Origin of the sequence: Amycolatopsis sp. NBC_01286, assembly GCF_035982555.1 — a bacterium.
Taxonomy (GTDB): Bacteria; Actinomycetota; Actinomycetes; order Mycobacteriales; family Pseudonocardiaceae; genus Amycolatopsis.
The window spans coordinates 563,125-583,237 of record NZ_CP108428.1; the positions used below are offsets into that span (position 1 = coordinate 563,125).

The following is a 20,113-nucleotide window of genomic DNA, read 5'->3' on the forward strand; positions in this document are numbered from 1 at the left end:
CAATGGATGTCATCAGACGTGCCAGGGCAACGGACATCGAGGCGCTCGAACGCCTGTTCGGCGCACCGGGCGGACCGCTGGCAACCGCACTCCGCGACCTCACGAGCACCCCGCACGTCACGCTGGTCGTAGCTGAGGACGGCAACGGCGTCGTAGGCACCGCGCAACTGACGGTGATGCGAGGCCTGGCCTGGGACGGGGCATCGCGGGGCTTACTGGAAGGTATCCGCGCTGTCCGGCGAGGCGTGACCAGCGCGCTGCTGAGCTGGGGTGTCGACGAAGCTCGCCGACGTGGCTGCACCCGGCTCCACCTGGACTCCGGCCTCGCTCGCGCCGACCTGCGGGAGTTCTACGCGCGTTTCGGATTCGAGCACAGTTATCAAGGGTTCACCCGCGCGCTGTGATACTGGCGCCGTGACCGACTACTCCATCCGCAAAGCACGGCGTGATGACGTCGATGCGATAGTGCACATGCTGGCGGACGACCAGCTCGGCGCGACCCGTGACGACCCCACCGATCCAGCCCCGTACCTGCAAGCGTTCGATGTTATCGACGCGGACCCGAACCAGCTCCTTGTCGTGGTCGTGGCCGACAACGAGACTGTCGGAACACTGCAGTTGACCATCATTCCCGGCCTGGCGAGGCGCGGTGCACTTCGCGGTCAAATCGAGGCCGTTCGGGTCCGGGCCGATCATCGGGGTTCCGGCCTCGGCGCCGACCTCCTTCGATGGGCGATCGACGAGTCACGGCGGCGCGGGTGCGCCCTTGTGCAACTCACGTCGGACACATCCAGAACGCAGGCGCACCGGTTCTACGAGCGCCTCGGTTTCGAGCCGAGCCACACCGGATTCAAGCTTAAGCTCTGAACGACCGACCAACTCGACCATCCACATAGGACCATTTACGGTCATCACTCCCCCTGGATCTGGCGCTGCATAGGTCCATACACACCGACCATTCCTGAACCAGTCTCGGCGAGTCAAGCCACGGAGGGCACGAACGGACCGTTCGTGCCCTCCACCGCAATTTCGCCGAAAACTGCCGTACGGTCGCGCTCATGTCATCTTCGCGACCACTCCGCAAACTCGACCCCGCGACCAATTCCCGGAACGCTCACGACAAGCTTCCCTTCATGCTGCAGACTGTCCGCGCAAGCCCGGATACGTTGCAGCGCATGCAAGACGACCAGGTCGTCGAGTTGATACGCGAAACCGATGCCGAGATCTCCAAGCTCCAGGCACTTCAACTGAGAGCGATCGCTGACCTCAGCGTGCGGCGGAGACGGGCACCCAGCACAGCTTCGGAAGTGGCCTTGGCCCTGTCCATAACGGAACACCGCGCCGGCGCCATTGTTTCCGCGGCCAACGCGCTAATCGCCCGGCTTCCGCGCATGCTCAACCTCATGGACGACGGCAGGCTGGACCTCTATCGCGCCATGAAGGTCACGGACGCCACCGCCTGGGTTTCCGGTGACTACGTGCGCATCGTCGACGAAGCGCTCGAAGACCGGGTTCCCGGACGGAACGCCACCCAGGTCCGTCGGGCGGCCGCGTATGCCGCCGCAAAGGCCGACCCGGAAGGTGCCGCGAGCCGGACCGAGCAGAAGCTCCTCGAACGACGGTTCAGCCTGCACCACCAAGACGCCGCCGTGACCCACCTGTCGATCAACAACGCTCCGACTGAGAAGGCGACAGCTGTCTATACCCGCATCGACCAGGCTGCTCGCGCCCTGAAGACGCCCGAAGAAGCGCGAACACTGGACCAGCTCCGAGCCGACGTCGCGCTGGATCTGCTCCTGAGCGGCACGGGTGGGCCGAACGCACGAACCGAGGTGTTCTTGCACGTCGACCTGGCCACCTACCTGAGCCTGAACGATCTCCCGGTGACTTTGGCCGGCCGCGGTCCGATTGCACCTGCGGTCGCCCGCAGCATCATCAGCGGGCCCGACACGACGTTGCGACGAGTGCTCACCGACCCGCGTACCGGCCAGGTGGTCGAGCTCTCGCCGAAGCGCTATCCGCTCGACTCGGCACATGACGAGTTCATCCGCGTCCGAGACCAGGAGTGCCGACAGCCTGGGTGCACGCGGCCCGCCCAGAGTTGCGGGATCGAGCCGACTCGAGCGTCAGGCGGGACCGAGGCGGTCGTGCACCAGCCGGTCACCTTCTGCTCCCGCCACCGCAAGTTGAAGAACCAGCCTGGGTGGGCTTACGAGGTCACTCCTGACGGGACCGTGAACGTTGCGACGCCGACCGGCGGAGTTCGCTCGACAACACCACCATCAATGCATCCGATCCGGCGACGAGCGAACCGGTCCTCGAAGAAACCTCGGAAATGACGAGGTCAGCGCGTGCTCGCGATCTTCGCGCTGCCCAGGACGATATCGCCGCCGTCAGAATCCGGTCGGTAAAGCACGACGACCTGCCCCGGAGCGACCCCACGCAACGGTTCGCGTAGCTGCACGGTCATGGTGTCCGAGTCCACCTCGGCGACCGCATCGACGATTCCGCCGTGAGCCCGAACCTGGACCACGCACTCAGTCGGCTCCGTCAGCGGACGGCCACTGGGCCAGATCGCCCGGTCGGCGTCGATCACGTTGATCCCGAGGCCGGCCACGGAGCCGACCTTGACGGAGCCGGACACCGGCTCCAGGGACAGGACGTAGCGAGGACGTCCGTCCGGTGCCGGGGCTTCGATACCGAGCCCCTTGCGCTGCCCGACGGTGAATCCGTGCACACCGGTGTGCTGGCCGAGCACTGCACCGGTTTCCGCGTCGACGAGCTCGCCCGGACGCTGCCCCAGCCGGTTCTCCAGGAACTTCTTGGTGTCGCCGTCAGGGATGAAGCAGATGTCGTGGCTGTCCGGCTTGTTCGCGACGGACAACCCCCGCTGCTCGGCCTCTGCTCGCACCTCGGTCTTCCAGGAGTCGCCGAGCGGGAACATCGCGTGACTGAGCTGCTCCGAGGTAAGGGAGGCGAGCACGTAGGACTGGTCCTTGCCACTGTCCGCACTACGGCGCAGCTCGGGCACACCATCAACTACGGACAGGCGCGCGTAGTGGCCGGTCGCGACCGCGTCGAAGCCGAGCGCCATCGCCTTTTCGAGGAGAGCCTCGAACTTGATCTTCTCGTTGCAGGTGACACAGGGATTCGGTGTACGGCCGGCGGCATACTCGCCGACGAACGTCTCCACGACTTCTTCGGTGAACCGCTCGGCGAAATCCCAGATGTAGAAAGGGATACCGAGAATGTCAGCAGCTCGCCGGGCATCGTGCGAGTCTTCGATCGTGCAGCACCCGCGCGAACCAGTGCGCAGAGTGCCAGGTTTCGCCGACAGCGCCAGGTGCACGCCGACGACATCGTGCCCGGCATCAACCGCGCGTGCCGCGGCGACTGCCGAATCCACTCCTCCGCTCATCGCGGCCAAAACCCGCATTGCCTTACACCTCTTGCTTCTGGGTCTGCTTGCGCATTCCGGCGAGTCCGGCCTGCCTCGCGCGTGTGACGACACCGCCGATCTCGGCTGCTACCGCCTCGACGTCAGCGGCGGTGGACGTGTGGCCGAGAGAGAATCTGAGCGAGCCACGAGCGGCCGCCGGGTCCGCGCCCATTGCGAGGAGTACATGACTCGGCTGGGCTACGCCCGCGGTGCACGCCGATCCTGTCGAGCACTCGATGCCCTTGGCGTCGAGCAGCATCAGCAGGCTGTCGCCGGCGCATCCGGGGAATGTGAAATGGACGTGGCTGGGGAGCCGCTCGCACTCTCCACCGTTGAGAACGGCGTCGGGCACCTCGCGTTGAATCGCTTCGATGAGCTCGTCGCGCAGTTCCTCGACGCGCTTCGCGTATTCGGTTCGAGTAGAGATGCTGGCCTGGACAGCGGCCGCGAACCCGACGATCGCCGGGACGTCCAGGGTGCCGGAGCGGACGCTGCGCTCCTGGCCGCCACCGTGCAGTAGAGGTACGCAGGTCACGTCACGGCCGAGAAGGAGAGCTCCCACGCCGAACGGTCCGCCGAGCTTGTGGCCGGTCAACGTGAGCGCAGCTGCGCCACTGGCGGCGAAGTCGACTGGGATCGCGCCGACGGCCTGGACCGCATCCGTGTGCAGCGGGATGTCGAACTCGGCACAGACGGCGGCCAACTCGGTGATCGGGTTGATCGTGCCGACCTCGTTGTTGGCCCACATCACCGTCGCCAGCGCGACGCTTTCAGGATCCGAGGCTATAGCGGCACGCACAACCTCGGGCGACACCCGGCCCTGGCTGTCCACGTCCAGCAAGGTGATCTCGGCGTCGCAGCGAGCTTCGAGCCACTCGACGGTGTCGAGCACCGCGTGGTGTTCGGCAGCGCCGCACAAGATGCGGCGGCGCTGCTTCTGCTCGTCGTGACGAGCCCAGTAGATGCCCTTCAGCGCGAGGTTGTCGCTCTCAGTGCCACCGCCGGTGAAGATCACTTCGGAAGGGCGGGCGCCCAAGGCGTCGGCGATGGTCTCTCGGGCTTCTTCCACCATCCGGCGGGCTCGGCGGCCCGAGGAATGCAGCGCTGAGGCGTTGCCCACGGTGGACAGCGCCTCGGTCATCGCCGCTATGGCTTCGGGCAACATCGGAGTGGTCGCCGCGTGGTCGAGATAGGTCATCGCCCCTTCAGGGTAGTCCGCTCCAGCGCGTGACGAAGCGCACCCTGACCCTCGAAGTGGCCTGTCACACCTTCGACGGCCAACGTCCGGTCAGCCGCACGCCCAAGAGGGCGAGCGCTATCAAGGCGACTGTGAGCAGGGCCATCGCCGGCGACGGGTCGAGAACGGAGCCCACAGCACCAAGCAAGACGCCGCCCAGACCGATGAGCAGTGCCGATCCGACCCAGTCTGCGAGCTGCATCGCCGAGGTGTTGAACCCGCGTTCACCCTCAGGCGAGTAGCGGAGCAGAAGGACCGAGATCGCAGGCATCGCTATCCCCATTCCCGCGCCGCCGACCGCGCAGGCCACGAACGCTGTCCAGCCGGGGCACCAGGGCTGCGAGACCAGGCCGAAGCAGACCAGGCCGGCCGCGACGAGCCAGAATCCGGTGCGTAGGGATGCTTCTCTCGACCAGTTGAGGTAGCGGCCCTGGGCGGCAGATGCCGCGGACCAGCCCAGTGCCGTGATCGTCAGGGGCAGGCCGGCTAGGGCCGGGCTGTAACCGTGGACTGCGCTCATCGTCAGGGGTAGGTAGGCCTCCATTCCGGCGTATGCGCCTGCGATCAGTGCCCGGGCGGCGACGACGGTGGGGAGGCCTCGGCGGGAGGTCAGTGTCCCCACCGGGAGCAATTTGCGGAGGGCGTAGCCCAGGGCCAATAGCCCGGCCGTGCCGTAGCCGAGTGCGAGGAGTGACTGGTGCTGTGCGGCCCAGGTCAGTGCGGCGATGCCCAGGGCGGCGATGATCGCCTGGACCACGCCTGCGCGGGGGCCGCCGGTGGCAGGGACGTGAGCGGGCAGGCGGCGGACGACCACCAGCAACATGGCCACGCCCACGATCACGAGCGGGACCAGGCCGAGGAAGACCCAGCGCCAGCCGACGCTGGCTGTCAGGATGCCGGCTACCGGCGGGCCGATGACCGCCGGTAGGACCCAGGCTGCGGCGTTCGCGGCGTAGATCACCGGGCGTTCGTGGTCGGTGAACGTCAACGCGATCAGGAGCGAGACCGAGACCAGGAGCAGTCCCGAGCCGAAGCCCTGCAAGGCGCGGCCGAGCAGGAGTGTCGGCATGCCTGTCGCCGTTCCCGCGACGAGCAGGCCGGCTGCGAACAGTGCCGGGCCGGCGAGCAGGGCCGGTGCTGGGCCGCGGCGGTCGCCGATGCGCCCCGACAGGACTGTGGCGACGACGCTGGAGATCAGGAAGATCGTGAACGGCCACGAGTACAGCGACAGGCCGTGCAGGTCGGCGACCAGGGTCGGCATCGCCGTCGCGACGCCCATGTTCTCGAAGGCGACCAAGGTGACCACGAGCAACAACGCGATCGTCGTCAGCCGGTGTTCCGCGCTCCAGAGCACACTGCGGCGGACGGGCGCGGGGTCGATGGTCGAGGTCATGATCAGCAGCGTGCAACCTCCAGCGCGCTGGAGGTCAAGCCGGTTTCAGGCGGTGTGGCGCGTCGCCGGCTCCAGGCGCAGGTCGCGTGCCAGGGCTGCGGCCTCGCCGCGGGAGCTCACGTCCAGCTTGTCCAGGATGTTGCGGACGTGGAACTTCACCGTGTGCTCGCTGAGCTGCAACTGCTCGGCGATCTGCCGGTTGCGCAGGCCCTGGGAGATTCCCGACAAGACCTCGATCTCGCGTGGGTTGAGCCGGTCGAGCGGACGCAGTTCGGGCGGTTCGGCGACGCCGAGGGGCAGGACTGCGGTGACCGTCGTCCCCCAGCCCGGGACGGCGTCGACCTCCCAGTGTCCGCCCAGGGTGGTGAGCCGTTCCGTCAGGCCGCCCGCCGGGACAGCCGCGGCGACGTCGGGGCTGTCGTCGCGGACCGTGATGCGGACGACCGAGCCGTCCAGGCGCCAGGACGCCCGCAGGCGCGTGGTCGCCGGGCGGTCCAGGGCCGTAAGCACCAGGCCGCGGGTCAACGTCCTGGCCGTGTGGGCGATGTCCTGCGCGAGCGAGCCCTCGCCGACCGGGCTGACCAGGTCGACTTCGACGTCCGTGTGCCGCACCAGGTCGGCCAGCTGGTTCTTGAGCACGGCGAACGCCGCGCCCGCCGGTTCCGCGGACAGGGCCTGGTCGCGATCGACGACACCCTTGAGCTCGAGCAGGGCGTCGGCGGCGAGGTCGACTGCCGTCCGGCGGGCAGCGGCATCGGGGAGACGGCCGGACCTGAGCACCGCCAGAAGGGTCGACAGGGCCGTCGCGTGGGTCTGGCCGAGGTCGGTGATCGCCTGGGCCCGCGCGGTGGCCGCGGCGAGGTTGCTGGCCAGGACCTCCGGACCCGGGTCGGTCGCGCGCTGGCCGGCGTCCGTGCTGAGGATGTGCCACAGCCGGGCGGCCAGCTCGAGCTCGGCGGCCGGCGGCTCCGGCGACGAGGGCACCACGGCGAGCACCGCGCCCTTGCCGACCGGTGGCGACGACGCGAGCAGGACGAGACGGCGTTCGACGCCGCCCAGGACGCCGTCGACGACCAGGGCCGTGCCCGGCTCGCTGCGGTCGACCAGCCGCTGCAGCTCGACGCTCGTCACCGCCTGGGCGATCGCCGGGTCGCCGACGACCTTGAGCGGGCTGCGTGGGCAGTCCCCCGTCTGCATCGCCGCGGCGCGGTGCGGGACCAGCTTCCCCAGCTCGATCGAGAACTGGGTGAGCAGCCGGGGGCGCGGCGCCGACAACAGCCGTTCGACGACGTCGAGCACGTGTCGCGGATCCGACCAGGAAGCGTCCATGGCTCCAACGTAGGCGTGCTCGCGCGCCGGCGGCCTGCTCGTCCGGCTAGTGAACACTGCTCGTCCGAGCGGTTCGGCGCGTCCGCCGGGCGAGTTGACTCGGTGGCGAGGACATTCGAGCATCGAAGGTCCCGAATCGAGGAGTGCAGACGACACCATGCGAGCTATCACCTTCGCCGAGTACGGCGGGCCGGACGTCCTGAAGCTGTCCGAAGTTCCGGTGCCGGAGCCCGGGCCCGGGCAGGTGCGGCTGGCCGTGCGAGCCGCCGGGATCAACCCGATCGACTGGAAGATCCGCGGCGGTGGGATGGCGCAGAACTTCCCGGTCGACTTCCCCCACACCCCCGGGCTCGAGGTCGCCGGGGTCGTCGACGCCGTCGGTGAGGGCGCCGGGCTCTCCGTGGGCGACGAGGTCTTCGGCTGGTCCGAGACCGGCGCCTACGCCGAATACGCCCTGGGGAAAACGCTTGCGCCGAAGCCGACGGGACTCTCGTGGGCGGACGCCGTGGCGCTGCCCGTCGCCGGTGAGACGTCCCTTCGCGTCCTGAACCTGCTCGAGATCCGCGAAGGCGAGACGCTGCTCATCCACGGCGCCAGCGGCACGGTGGGCCGGTTCGCGGCGCAGGTCGCCGTCGCGAAGGGGCTGACCGTCATCGGCACCGGCGGCAGCCGGAGCCTCGACGACCTGAAGTCCCTCGGCGTCATCCCGGTCCTTTACGGCGACGGCTGGCCGGAGCGGGTCCGCGAGGCCGCGCCGGGCTCGGTCGACGCCGTTTTCGACACGTCCGGGCACGGCGTTCTGCCGGGCTCGGTCGAGCTGCGGGGCTCGCAGGACCGGATCATCACGATCGCCGACGCCGCGGCGTTCGAGCTGGGGCTGACGTTCTCCAGCGGCGGTGAGCAGTCGCGTGAGGTCCTGGAGGGGATCGCCGGCTGGGTGACCGACCGCGGGGTGACCATCGCGCACGGCAAGAGCTACCCGCTCGCCGACGCGGCCGCCGCCCAGACGGAGAGCGAAGGCGGACACCCCGGCGGGAAGCTGACGCTCACCATCGGCTGATCGCGGACGAGCCTGTCGCCGGAGATCGGCAACACACGGAGCAGGCCCGCCGACGGCCTTCGGCAATGCGCGGAACGGGCCTGTTGCCGGCAATCGGCGACACGCGGAACGGGCCTGCCGCCAGCTTCGGCAACACTCGGAACGGGCCTGCCGCCGGCAATCGGCGACAGGCCCGTTCGCGAGCCGACCAGGGCCTGTCGCCGGATCGCGGCGACAGGCTCGGATCACTTCGCGGGAGGCGAAGCCAGGGAGGGCATGGCCTGGGCGGCCACGACCTGGGTCAGCGCAGTCTGGATGGCCCCGGCCCGGGGAGGCATCACGTCAGACGGTGCGGTCACAACCCGGGGAGCCATTGACTCGGGCGGCGTCGCCACAACCCCGCGAGCAACCAGCTCGGACGGCGCGGCCACAGTCCGGCGAGCCACCTATTCGGACGGCATGACCACAGCCCGGTGATCCGCCGACTCGGGCGGCGCGGCCACAACCCCGGAAGCCACCAGTTCGGACCGCGCGGCCACAACCCCGCGAGCCACCGACTCGGGCGGCGTGGTCGCGACCTGGCACATCGTCGCTTCGGACGCCGAGACCTCCACCGCGACGGCCCGGGCCGGCACGACCTGCGGGCGCGGGGTCCGCCGGCGCTGCTGGGCCGGGATCTGCACCGTTCCCAGTGCGGAATGGACCGCCGCCTCGGCCAGGGCGGCCAGCTCACGGCGGGTCTCCGCGCGGCCCGGTGCGATCTCCGGGCAGATGTGGACCTCGAGCACCAGGCCCCGCAGTGCCGCGACCCGGCGCAGGGACGCGATCAGCGACTCCGGGCCGATGAACGCCGGGTGGCTGGTCTCGCGGCCGTCGGCCAGGCGGTAGCGCAGGGCGATCGGGCGGACCGGGACGCCGCCGTCGATGGCTGCCTGGAACGTCGCGGTCGTGAAACGACCGGACGCCAGGCCGCACCACGTCGTGCCTTCGGGGGTGACGCTCACCAGCGAGCCCGAGCGCAGCGCGTCGGCCAGGTCGGACATCGTGGCGGGCAGCGTCTTCAGCCGCTCGCGGTCGAGGAAGATGCTGCCGCCTCGGCGGACGAGTCCGCCGAGGACCGGCCAGCCCGCGATCTCCTTCTTGGCCAGCGCGCGCATCGGCCGGAGCGCGTTGATCGCGACGATGTCCAGCCAGGAGATGTGGTTGTTGACCACCAGCGCGCCACGGCCGGCGGGCGCGGTGCGGAAGTCGTCGCCGCCTCGGATGTCGAGGCGGACGCCGAAAGCACGCAGCACGCCCTGGAAGATCAGGCGGACCAGGCGCTCGCGGCCGCGAGTGACCAGGAGCAGCGGCGACGCCAGCATCGCCGCGAAGACGACCACGATCGCCGAGGCGAACCGCAGCACCCGGCGCGGGAGGCCGACCACCGGGTCGCCCTCGGTGAGGCAGCCGTCGCCGCACGGCGACGTCGGCATCCAGGCGTGGCTCATGCCTGGTTCCCGAGGAAGAACTTCAGGTAGCGCTCGTCGACGTTCTGCAGGTCGAGCAGGACGAAGAAGTCCGCGACGCCGAAGTCCACGTCGAGCGCCGGCGGACCGCAGACCTTGGCGCCGAGCCGGATGTAGCCCTTGATCAGCGGCGGCAGCGTGGCCCGCGCCGGGCGCTCGATCGCGGACGTGTCCCACGGGATCAGCGGCGAGACGCGCGTCGCCTCGTCCGAGTAGTGCTTCGCGCGCAGGACGTCCCAGACGCCCGCGGCGAACGAGCCGCTGTCCACCAGCGGGACGGACGCGCAGCCGGCGAGGTAGCGGTGGCCGGAGAGCAGCATGTAGCGGGCGATCCCGGCCCAGACCAGGCTGACGACGGCGCCGCTGCGGTGGTCGGGGTGCACGCACGAACGGCCGGTTTCGACCAGGGAGGGCCGCAGGGCGTCGAGCGCGCCCAGGTTGAACTCGCTGTCGGCGTAGAGCTTCCCGGCCTGGACGGCGCGGTCCGGCGGCAGCATCCGGTAGCAGCCGACGATGTCGCCCGTGTTGTCGTCTCTGACGACGAGGTGGTCGCAGAACTCGTCGAACTCGTCGACGTCGAGGCCGGGACGCGGGGAATGCAGCCGCGCGCCCATCTCTTCGGCGAAAACCTGGTGACGCAGGCGCTGCGCCGCGACGACTTCGTCGTTCGCGTGGGCGACGAGGAGGGAGTACCGAGGGGCGTCCGCGGGGAGCGCGGAACCCGCCTGATCAGTGCTGACGAGGAGCTGTGACGTCGTCATGGTCAAGGTGTACCCGGGAGTGGGAATCCGCGGAGAGTGCCATCCGATGACCGATTAGTGCACGTTCAGTTAATTGCGGGTTCTCAGGCTTCTCTCAGGTCCCGGAGACGCGCGAAGGGCCTTCCGGGAGCACCCGGAAGGCCCTTCGGGACAGCAGATCAGCCCTTGCGCTTCGCGACCGCTTCGGTCAGCTGCGGCGCGACGTTGAACAGGTCGCCGACGATGCCGAAGTCGGCGATCTCGAAGATCGGCGCCTCCGGGTCCTTGTTGACGGCGATGATCGTCTTCGACGTCTGCATGCCGGCGCGGTGCTGGATCGCGCCGGAGATGCCGAGCGCGATGTACAGCTGCGGCGACACCGTCTTGCCGGTCTGGCCCACCTGGAACTGCGCCGGGTAGTAGCCGGAGTCGACGGCGGCCCGGGAGGCGCCGACGGCCGCGCCGAGGGAGTCGGCCAGCTTCTCGACGACGTCGAACTTCTCCGCCGAGCCGACACCGCGGCCACCGGAGACCACGATCGAGGCCTCGGTCAGCTCCGGACGGTCACCGCCGGTCACCGGCTCGACGCCGGTGATCTTGGTGGCCTTCGCCGCGTCGGTTGCGGGGATCTCGACGGTCTCTTCGGCCGCCGCGCCCTCGGCGGGCTCGGCCTCGACGGCACCCGGGCGGATGGAGACGACCGGGACGCCCTTCGACGACTTGGACTTCACCGAGAACGCGCCACCGAAGATCGACTGGTCGATCACGCCGTCGCCGTTGACGCCGACGGCGTCGTAGATCAGGCCGGAGCCGAGCCGGACGGCCAGGCGCGCGGCGACCTCCTTGCCCTCGCCGCTGGCGGTGACGAGCACGGCGGCCGGGGACGCCTGCTGCGCCAGTGCGGCGAGCACGTCCACCTTGGGCGTGACCAGGTAGTTCGCGGCGTCGTCACCTTCGGCGACATACACCTTGGCGGCACCGTGCGCGGCCAGCGACTCCTTGGCCTTGGCCGCGGTGCCGGTCGCGCCGACGACGACGGCCGACGGCTCACCGAGCGCGCGGGCCGCGGTCAGCAGCTCCAGCGTGACCTTCTTGACCTCACCGTCGACGTGGTCGACGAGGACGAGTACTTCAGCCATTGTTCTACTTCCTCCTCGAACCGTTGTCAGATGAGCTTCTGGCCGACCAGGTACTCGGCGACCTTGGTGCCGCCGTCACCCTCGTCCTCGGTCTTCTCGCCGGCGGTGCGCGGCGGCTTCGGCGAGGCCTCGGTCACGGTGGACCAGGCGTTGGCCAGGCCGACCTCGCCCGCGTCGACACCCAGGTCGGCGATGGTGAAGGTCTCGACCGGCTTCTTCTTGGCGGCCATGATGCCCTTGAAGGACGGGTAGCGCGGCTCGTTGATCTTCTCGCCGACGCTGACCACCGCGGGCAGGGTCGCCTCGAGGCGGGTGAGGCCGTCCTCGGTCTCGCGGACGGCCTTGATGGTGGCGCCCTCGACGGTGACCTCACGCGCGTAGGTGACCTGCGGCAGGCCGAGCAGCTCGGCGAGGATCGCCGGGACGGCGCCGCCGCGGCCGTCGGAGGACTCGTTGCCGGCGATGATCAGGTCGTAGTTCTCGACCTTGGCGATCGCGGCGGCGATGACCTTCGCGGTGGCGATGGCGTCGGAGCCGTGCAGGGCCTCGTCGGAGACGTGGATGGCCTTGTCGGCGCCCATGGACAGCGCCTTGCGGATCGCGTCGGTCGCGCGGTCGGGGCCCACCGAGAGCACGGTGACCTCGCCCTCGCCGGCTTCCTTGATCTTCAGGGCTTCTTCGACGGCCTTCTCGTTGATCTCGTCGAGAACGGCGTCGGCGGATTCGCGGTCAAGGGTGTGGTCGGCCCCGCTGAGCTTTCGCTCCGAGTAGGTGTCCGGTACCTGCTTGACCAGGACGACGATGTTGGTCATGGGTCTTCTTCGACCTCCCGGTTGTGGCCCGCGGGCGCGCCACGGGTCAGTGCTCTACTGGCCGGTAGATTAGGGCCATTCCGCCGCCAGGACCCGCCGAGGTGACGCCATTCACCTGGATGCGCAAACTAGTGGGACCATCGTCCCGATAGTCGACCGGTTACCCCACCTGAACCGCCGTTCGTCCGATCGGACCAACTACGGCCTACTCCCAGTAGGCCATTAGGGGTTAACCTCCGGCACCATGCCAGCGCGCATCGCCGTCATCACCGACTCCAGTTCGTGCCTTCCCGACCTCGTCGCCGCCCGCTGGGCCATCGGCGTCGTGCAGATCCAGCTCAACATGGGAAGCCACTTCGACGACGAAAACCGCTTCGACCGCGGCAAGGTCATCGACACCATGAGAGCCGGCCAGATGATCACCACCTCGCCCCCGGACCCAGGGGCGTTCTTCTGGACGTACCAGGAAGCCGCCGCCTCCGGCGCCACCGCGATCGTCAGCGTCCACCTCTCCGGCCGGATGTCCGACACCGTCCGCGCGGCCCGGGAGGCCGCCCAGCAGGTCCGCATCCCCGTGCACGTCCTCGACAGCCGCACCACCGGGATGAGCCTCGGCTTCGCCGCGATCGCCGCGGCCCGGGCGGCCGCCAACGGCGGGGACGCCGCCCGCGTCATCGAAGCCGCCGAACGCCGGTGCTTCACGAGCACCGAGTTCATCTACGTCGACACGCTCGAATACCTCCGCCGCGGCGGGCGGATCGGCGCCGCGCAGGCGACGCTCGGCGCCGCGTTCTCCATCAAGCCGCTGCTCACGGTCAAGGACGGTGAGGTCGCGCCGCTCGCCCGCGTCCCCGGCACGCGGCGGGCGCTGGCCAAGATGGTCGAGCTCGCCGTGCGGAAGTCCGGTGGCTTCCGCGTCGACATCGCCGTGACGCGGTTCGGCGCCAGCGACCACGAGCTCGAGATCGGCCGGCAGATCGAGCGCCGCGTGTCCGGGATGGCCGAGAGCATGGTCGTCGAGGCGAGCGCGGTCATCGGCGCGCACCTCGGCCCGGGCGCGCTCGGCATCACCGTGTCGCCGGTGGACTGACCCGGCGCCCGGGGATCAGCAGCAGCACGATCGGCACCACGACGCCGAGCCCGGTCGTCACGACGATGAGCACCTGGTCGAGTTGCTCGAAGTGCGACACGTGGCCGAGGTGGTAGAGGAAGTGCGGCAGGCCGAACAGCACCGTCGCGACGGCCGCCAGCCGCGCCACGGCTGTGGTGCCGATCACGGCGGCCCCGATCAGGAGGGCCGCGAGGGCCAGGTTGAGCCCGCCGAAGTCTCGCAGGAGGTGCTCGTTGAAGGGCCCGTCCATCGAGACCCAGCCGGTGCGGAAGCCGGGAAAGTCCTGGTAGAAGCCACTCGGGGTGACCAGTGGCCAGATTCCGGTCACGGCTTCGACGACGCCGAAGAACACGAGGAGTACGCGGGTGATGGTCCGTTGCATGACCACGGAACGAGACGGCCGTGCCGGACGTGACACCGCTAGGGTCGCGGAGGTGACCACCCCAGCCACCCGGGCCGAGGCGCTGCACCTGACCGGCGAACGGACCGTGCCGGGCATCGCCGTCGAGAACTATTGGTTCAGGCGCCACGAAGCCGCGTACCTCGCGCTGCTCCCCCACTGCGTGGACGCGACGGTGCTCGAAGCCGGCTGCGGCGAGGGCTACGGCGCCGGTCTTCTCGCGACCACGGCCCGCCGGGTGCTCGCGCTGGACTACGACGTGCCGACCACCGAGCACGTCGCCCGCCGTTACCCCGAGGTCGCCGTCGCGCGGGCGAACCTGGCGTACCTGCCGCTGCGGGACGCCTCGGTGGACGTCGTGGCCAACTTCCAGGTCATCGAGCACCTCTGGGACCAGGGCGGCTTCCTCGCGGAGTGCCGGCGCGTGTTGTCGCCAGGAGGAAAACTGCTGGTCACGACGCCGAACCGGCTGACCTTCACCCCGGACAGCGACACGCCGCTGAATCCGTACCACACCCGTGAGCTGGCGCCGGCCGAGCTGGCCGGGCTGCTGGCCGACGCCGGTTTCGACGTCGTGACACTGCACGGCCTGCACCACGGCGAGGCCGTCCGCGCGCTCGACGAGCGGTACGGCGGTTCGATCATCGACGCGCAGCTCGACGTCGTCATGGGCGAGCTGCCCGGGCAGGCCGTCTGGCCGGACGCGCTGCTCGCCGACGTCGCCGCGATCGAGGCCACGGGGTTCGACATCCACGGCGACGACCTCGACGCGAGCCTGGACCTGATCGCCGTGGCGGTGCGCCGATGACGGACGACTACGAGGGCACGTTCTGCCTCGTCCTGCACAGCCACCTGCCGTGGCTGCCGCACCACGGGACCTGGCCGGTCGGTGAGGAATGGCTGTACCAGGCGTGGGCGCACTCGTACCTGCCGATGGTCGACCTGCTCGAACGCTTCGCCGCCGAAGGCCGCCGTGACGTGCTGACGCTCGGCATGACGCCGGTGCTCGCCGCGCAGCTCGACGACCCGTACAGCATCCGGGCCTGCCACGACTGGCTCGGCCACTGGCAGCTGCGCGCCCAGCACGCGTCGACGCTCTGGCGCGGCGACCCGATCCTGCGTGAGCTCGCGGCGGCCGAACACCGGACCGCCGTCCGCGCGGCCGACGAACTCGGGACGCGCTGGCGGCACGGCTTCTCCCCGATCCTGCGGTCGCTGGTCGACAACTCGACCATCGAGGTGCTCGGCGGGCCGCTGGCCCACCCGTTCCAGCCGCTGCTGGAGCCGCGGGTGCGGGAGTTCGCGCTGAACGCGGGGCTCGCCGACACGGCCTTGCGGATCGGCTCACGGCCCGAGGGGATCTGGGCGCCGGAATGCGGCTACGCGCCTGGTCTGGAAAACGACTACGCCGCCGCGGGCGTGCGGCGGTTCATGGTCGACGGGCCGTCGCTGCGCGGCGAGACCTGGGCGGCGCGGCCGGTCGGCGACAGCGACGTCCTCGCTTTCGGGCGCGACCTCGAGGTCACCTACCGCGTCTGGTCGCCGAAGGCCGGCTACCCCGGGCACGCCGCGTACCGCGACTTCCACACCTGGGCGCACGAGGTCGGGCTCAAGGCGTCGCGCGTCACCGGCAAGACCGTCGAGCCGGCCGACAAGGCGCCGTACGACCCGGCGCTCGCCGCGGACGTCCTGGGCCTGCACGTCAAGGACTTCGTCGACACCGTCGTGACGCGGCTGCGGTCGCTGAAAGCGCAACACGGGCGTGAGTCGCTCGTGGTCGCCGCGTACGACACCGAACTGTTCGGGCACTGGTGGCACGAAGGACCGGCCTGGCTGGAGGGCGTGCTGCGCGCGCTGCCCGAGGCCGGGGTGCGGGTCACGACGCTCAAGGGCGCGCTCGAAGCCGGGCACGTCGGCCCGCCGATCGACCTGCCCGCGTCGTCGTGGGGGTCGGGCAAGGACTGGCGCGTCTGGGACGGCGAGCAGGTCAAGGACATGGTCGAGGCCAACACGGCGCTGCAGGAACGGCTGCTGGACCTCGTGGCCGGTTTGGACACCACGGCCCGGGACACCGTCGCCGACCAGGCCGTCGCCGAGGCGATGCTGGCCCTGGAGAGCGACTGGGCGTTCATGGTCACCAAGGACTCCGCCGCCGACTACGCGCGGCGCCGGGCCGCCGTGCACACCGAACGCTTCGACGCGCTGGCCGGGGCGGTGCGCCGCGGCGACCGCGCGCGAGGCGAGGAACTGGCCGCGGCCTACCGCGCCGACGACGGACCGTTCGGGCACCTCGACGCCCGGGCTTTGAAGCACAAGTGAAAGGGACTCATCGGATGGGGATCCACGAAATTCCGGTCAAGACGCTCGACGGGCAGGACAGCTCGCTGGGTTCGCTGGCCGGCAAGGCGCTGCTGGTGGTCAACGTCGCGTCGAAGTGCGGCCTGACCCCGCAGTACTCCGGCCTGGAGCGGCTGCAGGAGCGCTTCGGCGCCCAGGGCTTCTCCGTGGTCGGTTTTCCGTGCAACCAGTTCGCCGGGCAGGAGCCGGGCAGCGCGGACGAGATCCAGACGTTCTGCTCCACGACCTACGGCGTCACCTTCCCGCTGTTCGAGAAGATCGACGTCAACGGCGACGACCGGCACCCGCTGTACTCGGAACTGACGAAGACCGAGGACGCCGAGGGCGCGTCCGGCGACGTCCAGTGGAACTTCGAGAAGTTCCTCGTCGGCGCCGACGGCGAGGTCCTGGCGCGGTTCCGGCCGCGCACCGAGCCCGAGGACGAGGCGGTCGTCAAGGCCATCGAGGCGGCCCTGCCCGCGTGACGGCAGCCCGGGGCATGCTCCCCCGGCGTCACCGGAATTCACCGGATCGACGGGTTTCAGCGGCCGTTCGGGTATCACGGAAACACGCCGGAAAACGGTTTCCGTGAGCCGGACGGTCGAACCGCGGGTGATCAGCCTGCCGTTTTCCCCTTCTCGCGTCGAATACTTTTGATGACGCCATTCCGGCGTCTTCGTGTGCGAGAAGGGATCACCCGATGAGCACCTCCAGACGCCGGGCAGCGCTGGCAGCATTCCCCGTGGCACTCGGGCTGCTGGTGGCCGGGCCCGCGGTGGGCGCCGCCTCGGCCGCGCCGGTCGCGGCACAGCCGGACGCGGCCGGCCAGGCTCGCGACTGCCTGCTGTGCGTCGGCCACCATCACCATCACCACCACGGGCACATCAACATCCTGGGTCTGCACCTGGGACTCTGGTTGCACCTGTAGATCCCGGCTCGCCGTGCCGGGGCGGTGGCCTCCCGCCCCGGCACGTTCACAGGCCGAGCTGAGCGCGTCCGACGTCGTCGAGGTCGTCGGCGGTGGCGCGGCCGGTCCAGTTCACCTCGTAGTCTTCCGGCGCGAAATCGCCCGGGCTCGCGCCGGCCAGAAACGCGCGGCCGCACTTTTCGGCGTACGCGGCGTTCTTCGCGCAATGCGGGCTCGCCGGGATGTACATGACGTTTCCCCAGCGGTCCGGATTGGTGCCGTCGGCGACGGCGTGGATGACGTCGCCGTGCCACCAGACCGTGTCGCCCGGTTCGACGGCGGGGATCGAGGTCAGCGCCGGCAGCAGGTCGTCGTGGTACTTGTCGCAGACGGGCAGGGCCTGGCCGTTGGCCGCGCCGCAGAGATCGTCGTCGGGGATGTCATCCTGGAGCGCGCGGAGCAGGACGTACGCGATCGCCGACGGGATCGGCACGACCTGCAGGACGCCGTCGCCCGGGCGCATTTCCGACAACGCCGTCCAGCCCTGGAAGGTGCGGAAGGCCGAGCACATGACCGTGGACGGGAATTCGTCCACTTCGGTGCGGTAAGCGCCGTCCCACGGGTCGTACTCCGGCCAGTTCCCGGCGAAGACGTGGCGAAACACCTGCTGGTAGGCGGGCAGCAGCCAGCGCTCGACCGAGCCGGAGTCGGTGTGGGCCGAGAGCCCGAGCGACGCCGAGCCGGGCGCGCGACGGCGGATGCGGTCGGGGTAGGCGGTGTCGCGATCGGGGTCGAACCAGACGCGGCCTTCGGACTCGTGCCGCCAGAAGGAGTTGAGGAACCGCCGGACGGCGACCATGTGCTCGTGCTGGCGGGCTTGGATCTGCGGCTTCGACCAGTAGACGGGGTAGATCTGCGGCTGGCCGGACGCGAGCCCGGCGAAGACGTCGTCGGCCGGGCCTTGGTAGGTCCCGGCGAAGTCGTTGCCGGCGAGGTACGCGGCGAGCTCGGCGTCCCAGCCTTCGGCCGTTTCGCGCGCGAAGGTGCCCTTGACGACGGCGCAGCCGCGCCGCCGGACGGCGTCCACGGTCCGCTGCGGCACGGTCCCGTCGGCGATGTCGCGAAACCGGACGACGGGGAAAGCGTCCTGGTCGGCGGCGACGACGTCGACCTCCCGCCGCATCCACTCCCGGACTTCGGCGAACGCGCCGGCGACGTCGCCGACCCGGGCGCGCAGCTCCTGTTTGGTCCGCGAGATTGCCTCGGACATGTTCGCCGGCAGCTCGGTGGTGGTCATCGGTGTCCTCCGCGATCTTTTGGTTAGGACTCCTTACTAGAATGCTCTCGCTACGGTAACCCCGTCCGTTCCCGGCCACAAGAGGTGCGATGTCCGACCCCGACCGGCCGCTCCCGCGCCTGGCGATGCTGCGGGCCATGACCGACCGCGCGGTGCTCGACCACGTCTTCGTCCACAACCGGACCACCCGCGCCGAGCTGGCCGCGACCACCGGGATCTCGAAGCCGACGATCTCCGAGTCCGTCCGGCGGCTCGAAACGGCGGGCGCGCTGCGGGCCACCGGCACCGACCAGACCGGCCGCCGCGGGCGGATCGCGACGTTCTACGAACTGGCCGCGGACGCCGGCCGGGTCGTCGCCGCGGAAGTCAACCAGCAGGGCATCCGGACCGTGACCACCGACCTGACCGGCACGGTCCTGGCGACCGGCCACCACGCCCCGGATGGTCACCCGATGACCACGGCGGTCCGCGCCGCCGCCGTCGCCGCCGCGAGCGTCGGCGGGCCGGGACCGGTCCGCGCGACGGCGGTCTCGGTGGCCAACCCGGTCGACCCGGTGACGCACGAGGTCGTCGCGCTGCCCGGGTCGCCGTTTCCCGAGGGCACGATCCGGGCCGGCGAGATCGGCCGGGACGTCCTGCTCGACAACGACGTCAATTTCTCGGCCCTCGCCGAACGCCGGGAGGGTGCGGCACGGGACGCGAAGAGCTTCGCCTACGTCTACGTCGGGGCCGGGCTCGGCGTCAGCCTGTACGTCGGCGACCAGCTGGTCCGCGGCGCGCACGGCCTGGCGGGCGAGATCGGCTACCTGGACAGCTCGGGCGCGACGCTCGCCGAGGCACTGGCCGGTCAGGGTTTCGGCAGGTCGGACGCGCCTTCGCTGGACGTCGACGCGATTCTGACCACGCTCTCGCGCGCGGCCACCGGCGACGGTGTGGCCGTTGAGCGGCTACGGCTGCTCGGCGCGACGCTCGGCCGGGCCGTGGCCGCGATCTGCACCATCGTCGACCCGGACGTCGTCCTGCTGGGCGGCCCGGCCGGCAGCCGCCCGGGCCTGGTCGCCGAAATCCGGCGAGCGGTCACGGCGGCCGCGCCGGGGCCGGTCCGGGTGGAGGCGGGCACGGTCACGGACTCGGCGGCCTTGCGGGGTGCACTGTTGTCCGCACTCGACCACGGCCGCGACGCCCTGCTCGCGGAGGTCGCCGAAAGCTAGCCACAGCCGTCCTGTCGCTGTCGGCTGTCGGCTGTCGGCTGTCGGCTGTCGGCTGTCGGCTGTCGGCTGTCGGCTGTCGGCTGTCGGCTGTCGGCTGTCGGCTGTCGAAGAGGAGACAACAGCCTGACGACGAGACGGCCTCCGGACATTGCCAATCGGTCGACAGCTTGGCGGCGACACCACCTCCGGGTAGTGACCGAAGTCAGACCACCCG

Annotated in this window: 19 protein-coding genes and 1 pseudogene; 10 read left to right on the forward strand and 10 right to left on the reverse strand. The window is 70.2% G+C overall.

What is annotated here, in order from left to right:
* The first annotated feature begins 2 nt into the window (after positions 1-2).
* The 3 genes from OG570_RS02615 (at position 3) to OG570_RS02625 (ending at position 2,339) form a co-directional block, all read left to right on the forward strand.
* A complete protein-coding gene (locus OG570_RS02615) occupies positions 3-404 on the forward strand; it encodes a GNAT family N-acetyltransferase (RefSeq protein WP_326955455.1) in 402 nt (133 codons plus the stop codon).
* Between the two features lie 10 nt (positions 405-414).
* Complete coding sequence (locus OG570_RS02620; protein WP_326955456.1) at positions 415-867, forward strand: GNAT family N-acetyltransferase; 453 nt, start codon at positions 415-417, stop codon at positions 865-867.
* 266 nt (positions 868-1,133) lie between these two features.
* Complete coding sequence (locus OG570_RS02625; RefSeq protein ID WP_326955457.1) at positions 1,134-2,339, forward strand: DUF222 domain-containing protein; 1,206 nt, start codon at positions 1,134-1,136, stop codon at positions 2,337-2,339.
* A 5-nt stretch (positions 2,340-2,344) separates the two neighbouring features.
* Here the strand turns inward: OG570_RS02625 and mnmA are convergent, their stop codons facing one another.
* The 4 genes from mnmA to OG570_RS02645 all read right to left on the reverse strand — a co-directional run bounded on the left by mnmA (position 2,345) and on the right by OG570_RS02645 (position 7,398).
* Positions 2,345-3,436: a tRNA 2-thiouridine(34) synthase MnmA gene (gene mnmA, locus OG570_RS02630; protein ID WP_326955458.1), complete on the reverse strand. Its 1,092-nt coding sequence runs from the start codon at positions 3,434-3,436 to the stop codon at positions 2,345-2,347.
* Between the two features lie 4 nt (positions 3,437-3,440).
* Positions 3,441-4,637 carry a cysteine desulfurase family protein gene (locus OG570_RS02635; protein WP_326955459.1) on the reverse strand — a complete coding sequence of 399 codons (1,197 nt, stop codon included), beginning with the start codon at positions 4,635-4,637 and terminating at the stop codon, positions 3,441-3,443.
* A 64-nt stretch (positions 4,638-4,701) separates the two neighbouring features.
* Entirely contained in the window at positions 4,702-6,069 is a 1,368-nt protein-coding gene (locus OG570_RS02640; RefSeq protein ID WP_326955460.1) for an MFS transporter, read from the reverse strand.
* Positions 6,070-6,114: 45 nt separating this feature from the next.
* The gene (locus OG570_RS02645) at positions 6,115-7,398 is read right to left on the reverse strand and encodes a response regulator transcription factor (RefSeq protein ID WP_326955461.1); all 1,284 of its coding nucleotides are present in this window, start codon (positions 7,396-7,398) and stop codon (positions 6,115-6,117) included.
* 157 nt (positions 7,399-7,555) lie between these two features.
* Between OG570_RS02645 and OG570_RS02650 the strand changes: the two genes are divergently transcribed.
* Positions 7,556-8,458 carry an NADP-dependent oxidoreductase gene (locus OG570_RS02650; protein WP_326955462.1) on the forward strand — a complete coding sequence of 301 codons (903 nt, stop codon included), beginning with the start codon at positions 7,556-7,558 and terminating at the stop codon, positions 8,456-8,458.
* A 608-nt stretch (positions 8,459-9,066) separates the two neighbouring features.
* On the opposite strand, the pseudogene OG570_RS02655 reads toward OG570_RS02650, so the two are convergent.
* From OG570_RS02655 to OG570_RS02670, 4 genes and pseudogenes are all read right to left on the reverse strand, one after another.
* Positions 9,067-9,927 (reverse strand): annotated as a pseudogene (locus OG570_RS02655) (lysophospholipid acyltransferase family protein); the annotation flags it as partial.
* On the reverse strand, positions 9,924-10,706 hold the full coding sequence (locus OG570_RS02660) for a GNAT family N-acetyltransferase (RefSeq protein WP_326955463.1): 783 nt from the start codon (positions 10,704-10,706) through the stop codon (positions 9,924-9,926). The gene OG570_RS02660 and the pseudogene OG570_RS02655, both read right to left, overlap by 4 nt.
* A 158-nt stretch (positions 10,707-10,864) precedes the next feature.
* On the reverse strand, positions 10,865-11,824 hold the full coding sequence (locus tag OG570_RS02665) for an electron transfer flavoprotein subunit alpha/FixB family protein (protein WP_247061854.1): 960 nt from the start codon (positions 11,822-11,824) through the stop codon (positions 10,865-10,867).
* A gap of 26 nt (positions 11,825-11,850) precedes the next feature.
* A complete protein-coding gene (locus tag OG570_RS02670; protein WP_326955464.1) occupies positions 11,851-12,636 on the reverse strand; it encodes an electron transfer flavoprotein subunit beta/FixA family protein in 786 nt (261 codons plus the stop codon).
* Between the two features lie 244 nt (positions 12,637-12,880).
* On the opposite strand from OG570_RS02670, the gene OG570_RS02675 reads away from it, so the two are divergent.
* Positions 12,881-13,726, forward strand: a complete 846-nt coding sequence (locus tag OG570_RS02675) for a DegV family protein (protein ID WP_326955465.1) — start codon at positions 12,881-12,883, stop codon at positions 13,724-13,726.
* Here the strand turns inward: OG570_RS02675 and OG570_RS02680 are convergent.
* A complete protein-coding gene (locus tag OG570_RS02680; RefSeq protein ID WP_326955466.1) occupies positions 13,704-14,129 on the reverse strand; it encodes a hypothetical protein in 426 nt (141 codons plus the stop codon). The genes OG570_RS02675 and OG570_RS02680 overlap by 23 nt on opposite strands.
* Before the next feature lie 52 nt (positions 14,130-14,181).
* Here OG570_RS02680 and OG570_RS02685 point away from each other — a divergent pair, with 52 nt between their 5' ends.
* The 4 genes from OG570_RS02685 to OG570_RS02700 all read left to right on the forward strand — a co-directional run bounded on the left by OG570_RS02685 (position 14,182) and on the right by OG570_RS02700 (position 17,412).
* Complete coding sequence (locus OG570_RS02685; protein ID WP_326955467.1) at positions 14,182-14,955, forward strand: class I SAM-dependent methyltransferase; 774 nt, start codon at positions 14,182-14,184, stop codon at positions 14,953-14,955.
* On the forward strand, positions 14,952-16,466 hold the full coding sequence (locus tag OG570_RS02690; protein ID WP_326955468.1) for a glycoside hydrolase family 57 protein: 1,515 nt from the start codon (positions 14,952-14,954) through the stop codon (positions 16,464-16,466). The genes OG570_RS02685 and OG570_RS02690 overlap by 4 nt, the downstream gene beginning before the upstream one ends.
* A 14-nt stretch (positions 16,467-16,480) precedes the next feature.
* Entirely contained in the window at positions 16,481-16,969 is a 489-nt protein-coding gene (locus OG570_RS02695; protein ID WP_247061842.1) for a glutathione peroxidase, read from the forward strand.
* Between the two features lie 215 nt (positions 16,970-17,184).
* Entirely contained in the window at positions 17,185-17,412 is a 228-nt protein-coding gene (locus tag OG570_RS02700; protein ID WP_326946851.1) for a hypothetical protein, read from the forward strand.
* Between the two features lie 46 nt (positions 17,413-17,458).
* Here the strand turns inward: OG570_RS02700 and OG570_RS02705 are convergent, their stop codons facing one another.
* Complete coding sequence (locus OG570_RS02705) at positions 17,459-18,688, reverse strand: YbiU family protein (protein WP_326955469.1); 1,230 nt, start codon at positions 18,686-18,688, stop codon at positions 17,459-17,461.
* A gap of 89 nt (positions 18,689-18,777) precedes the next feature.
* Between OG570_RS02705 and OG570_RS02710 the strand changes: the two genes are divergently transcribed.
* Positions 18,778-19,899 carry an ROK family transcriptional regulator gene (locus tag OG570_RS02710; protein WP_326955470.1) on the forward strand — a complete coding sequence of 374 codons (1,122 nt, stop codon included), beginning with the start codon at positions 18,778-18,780 and terminating at the stop codon, positions 19,897-19,899.
* Positions 19,900-20,113 lie beyond the last annotated feature (214 nt).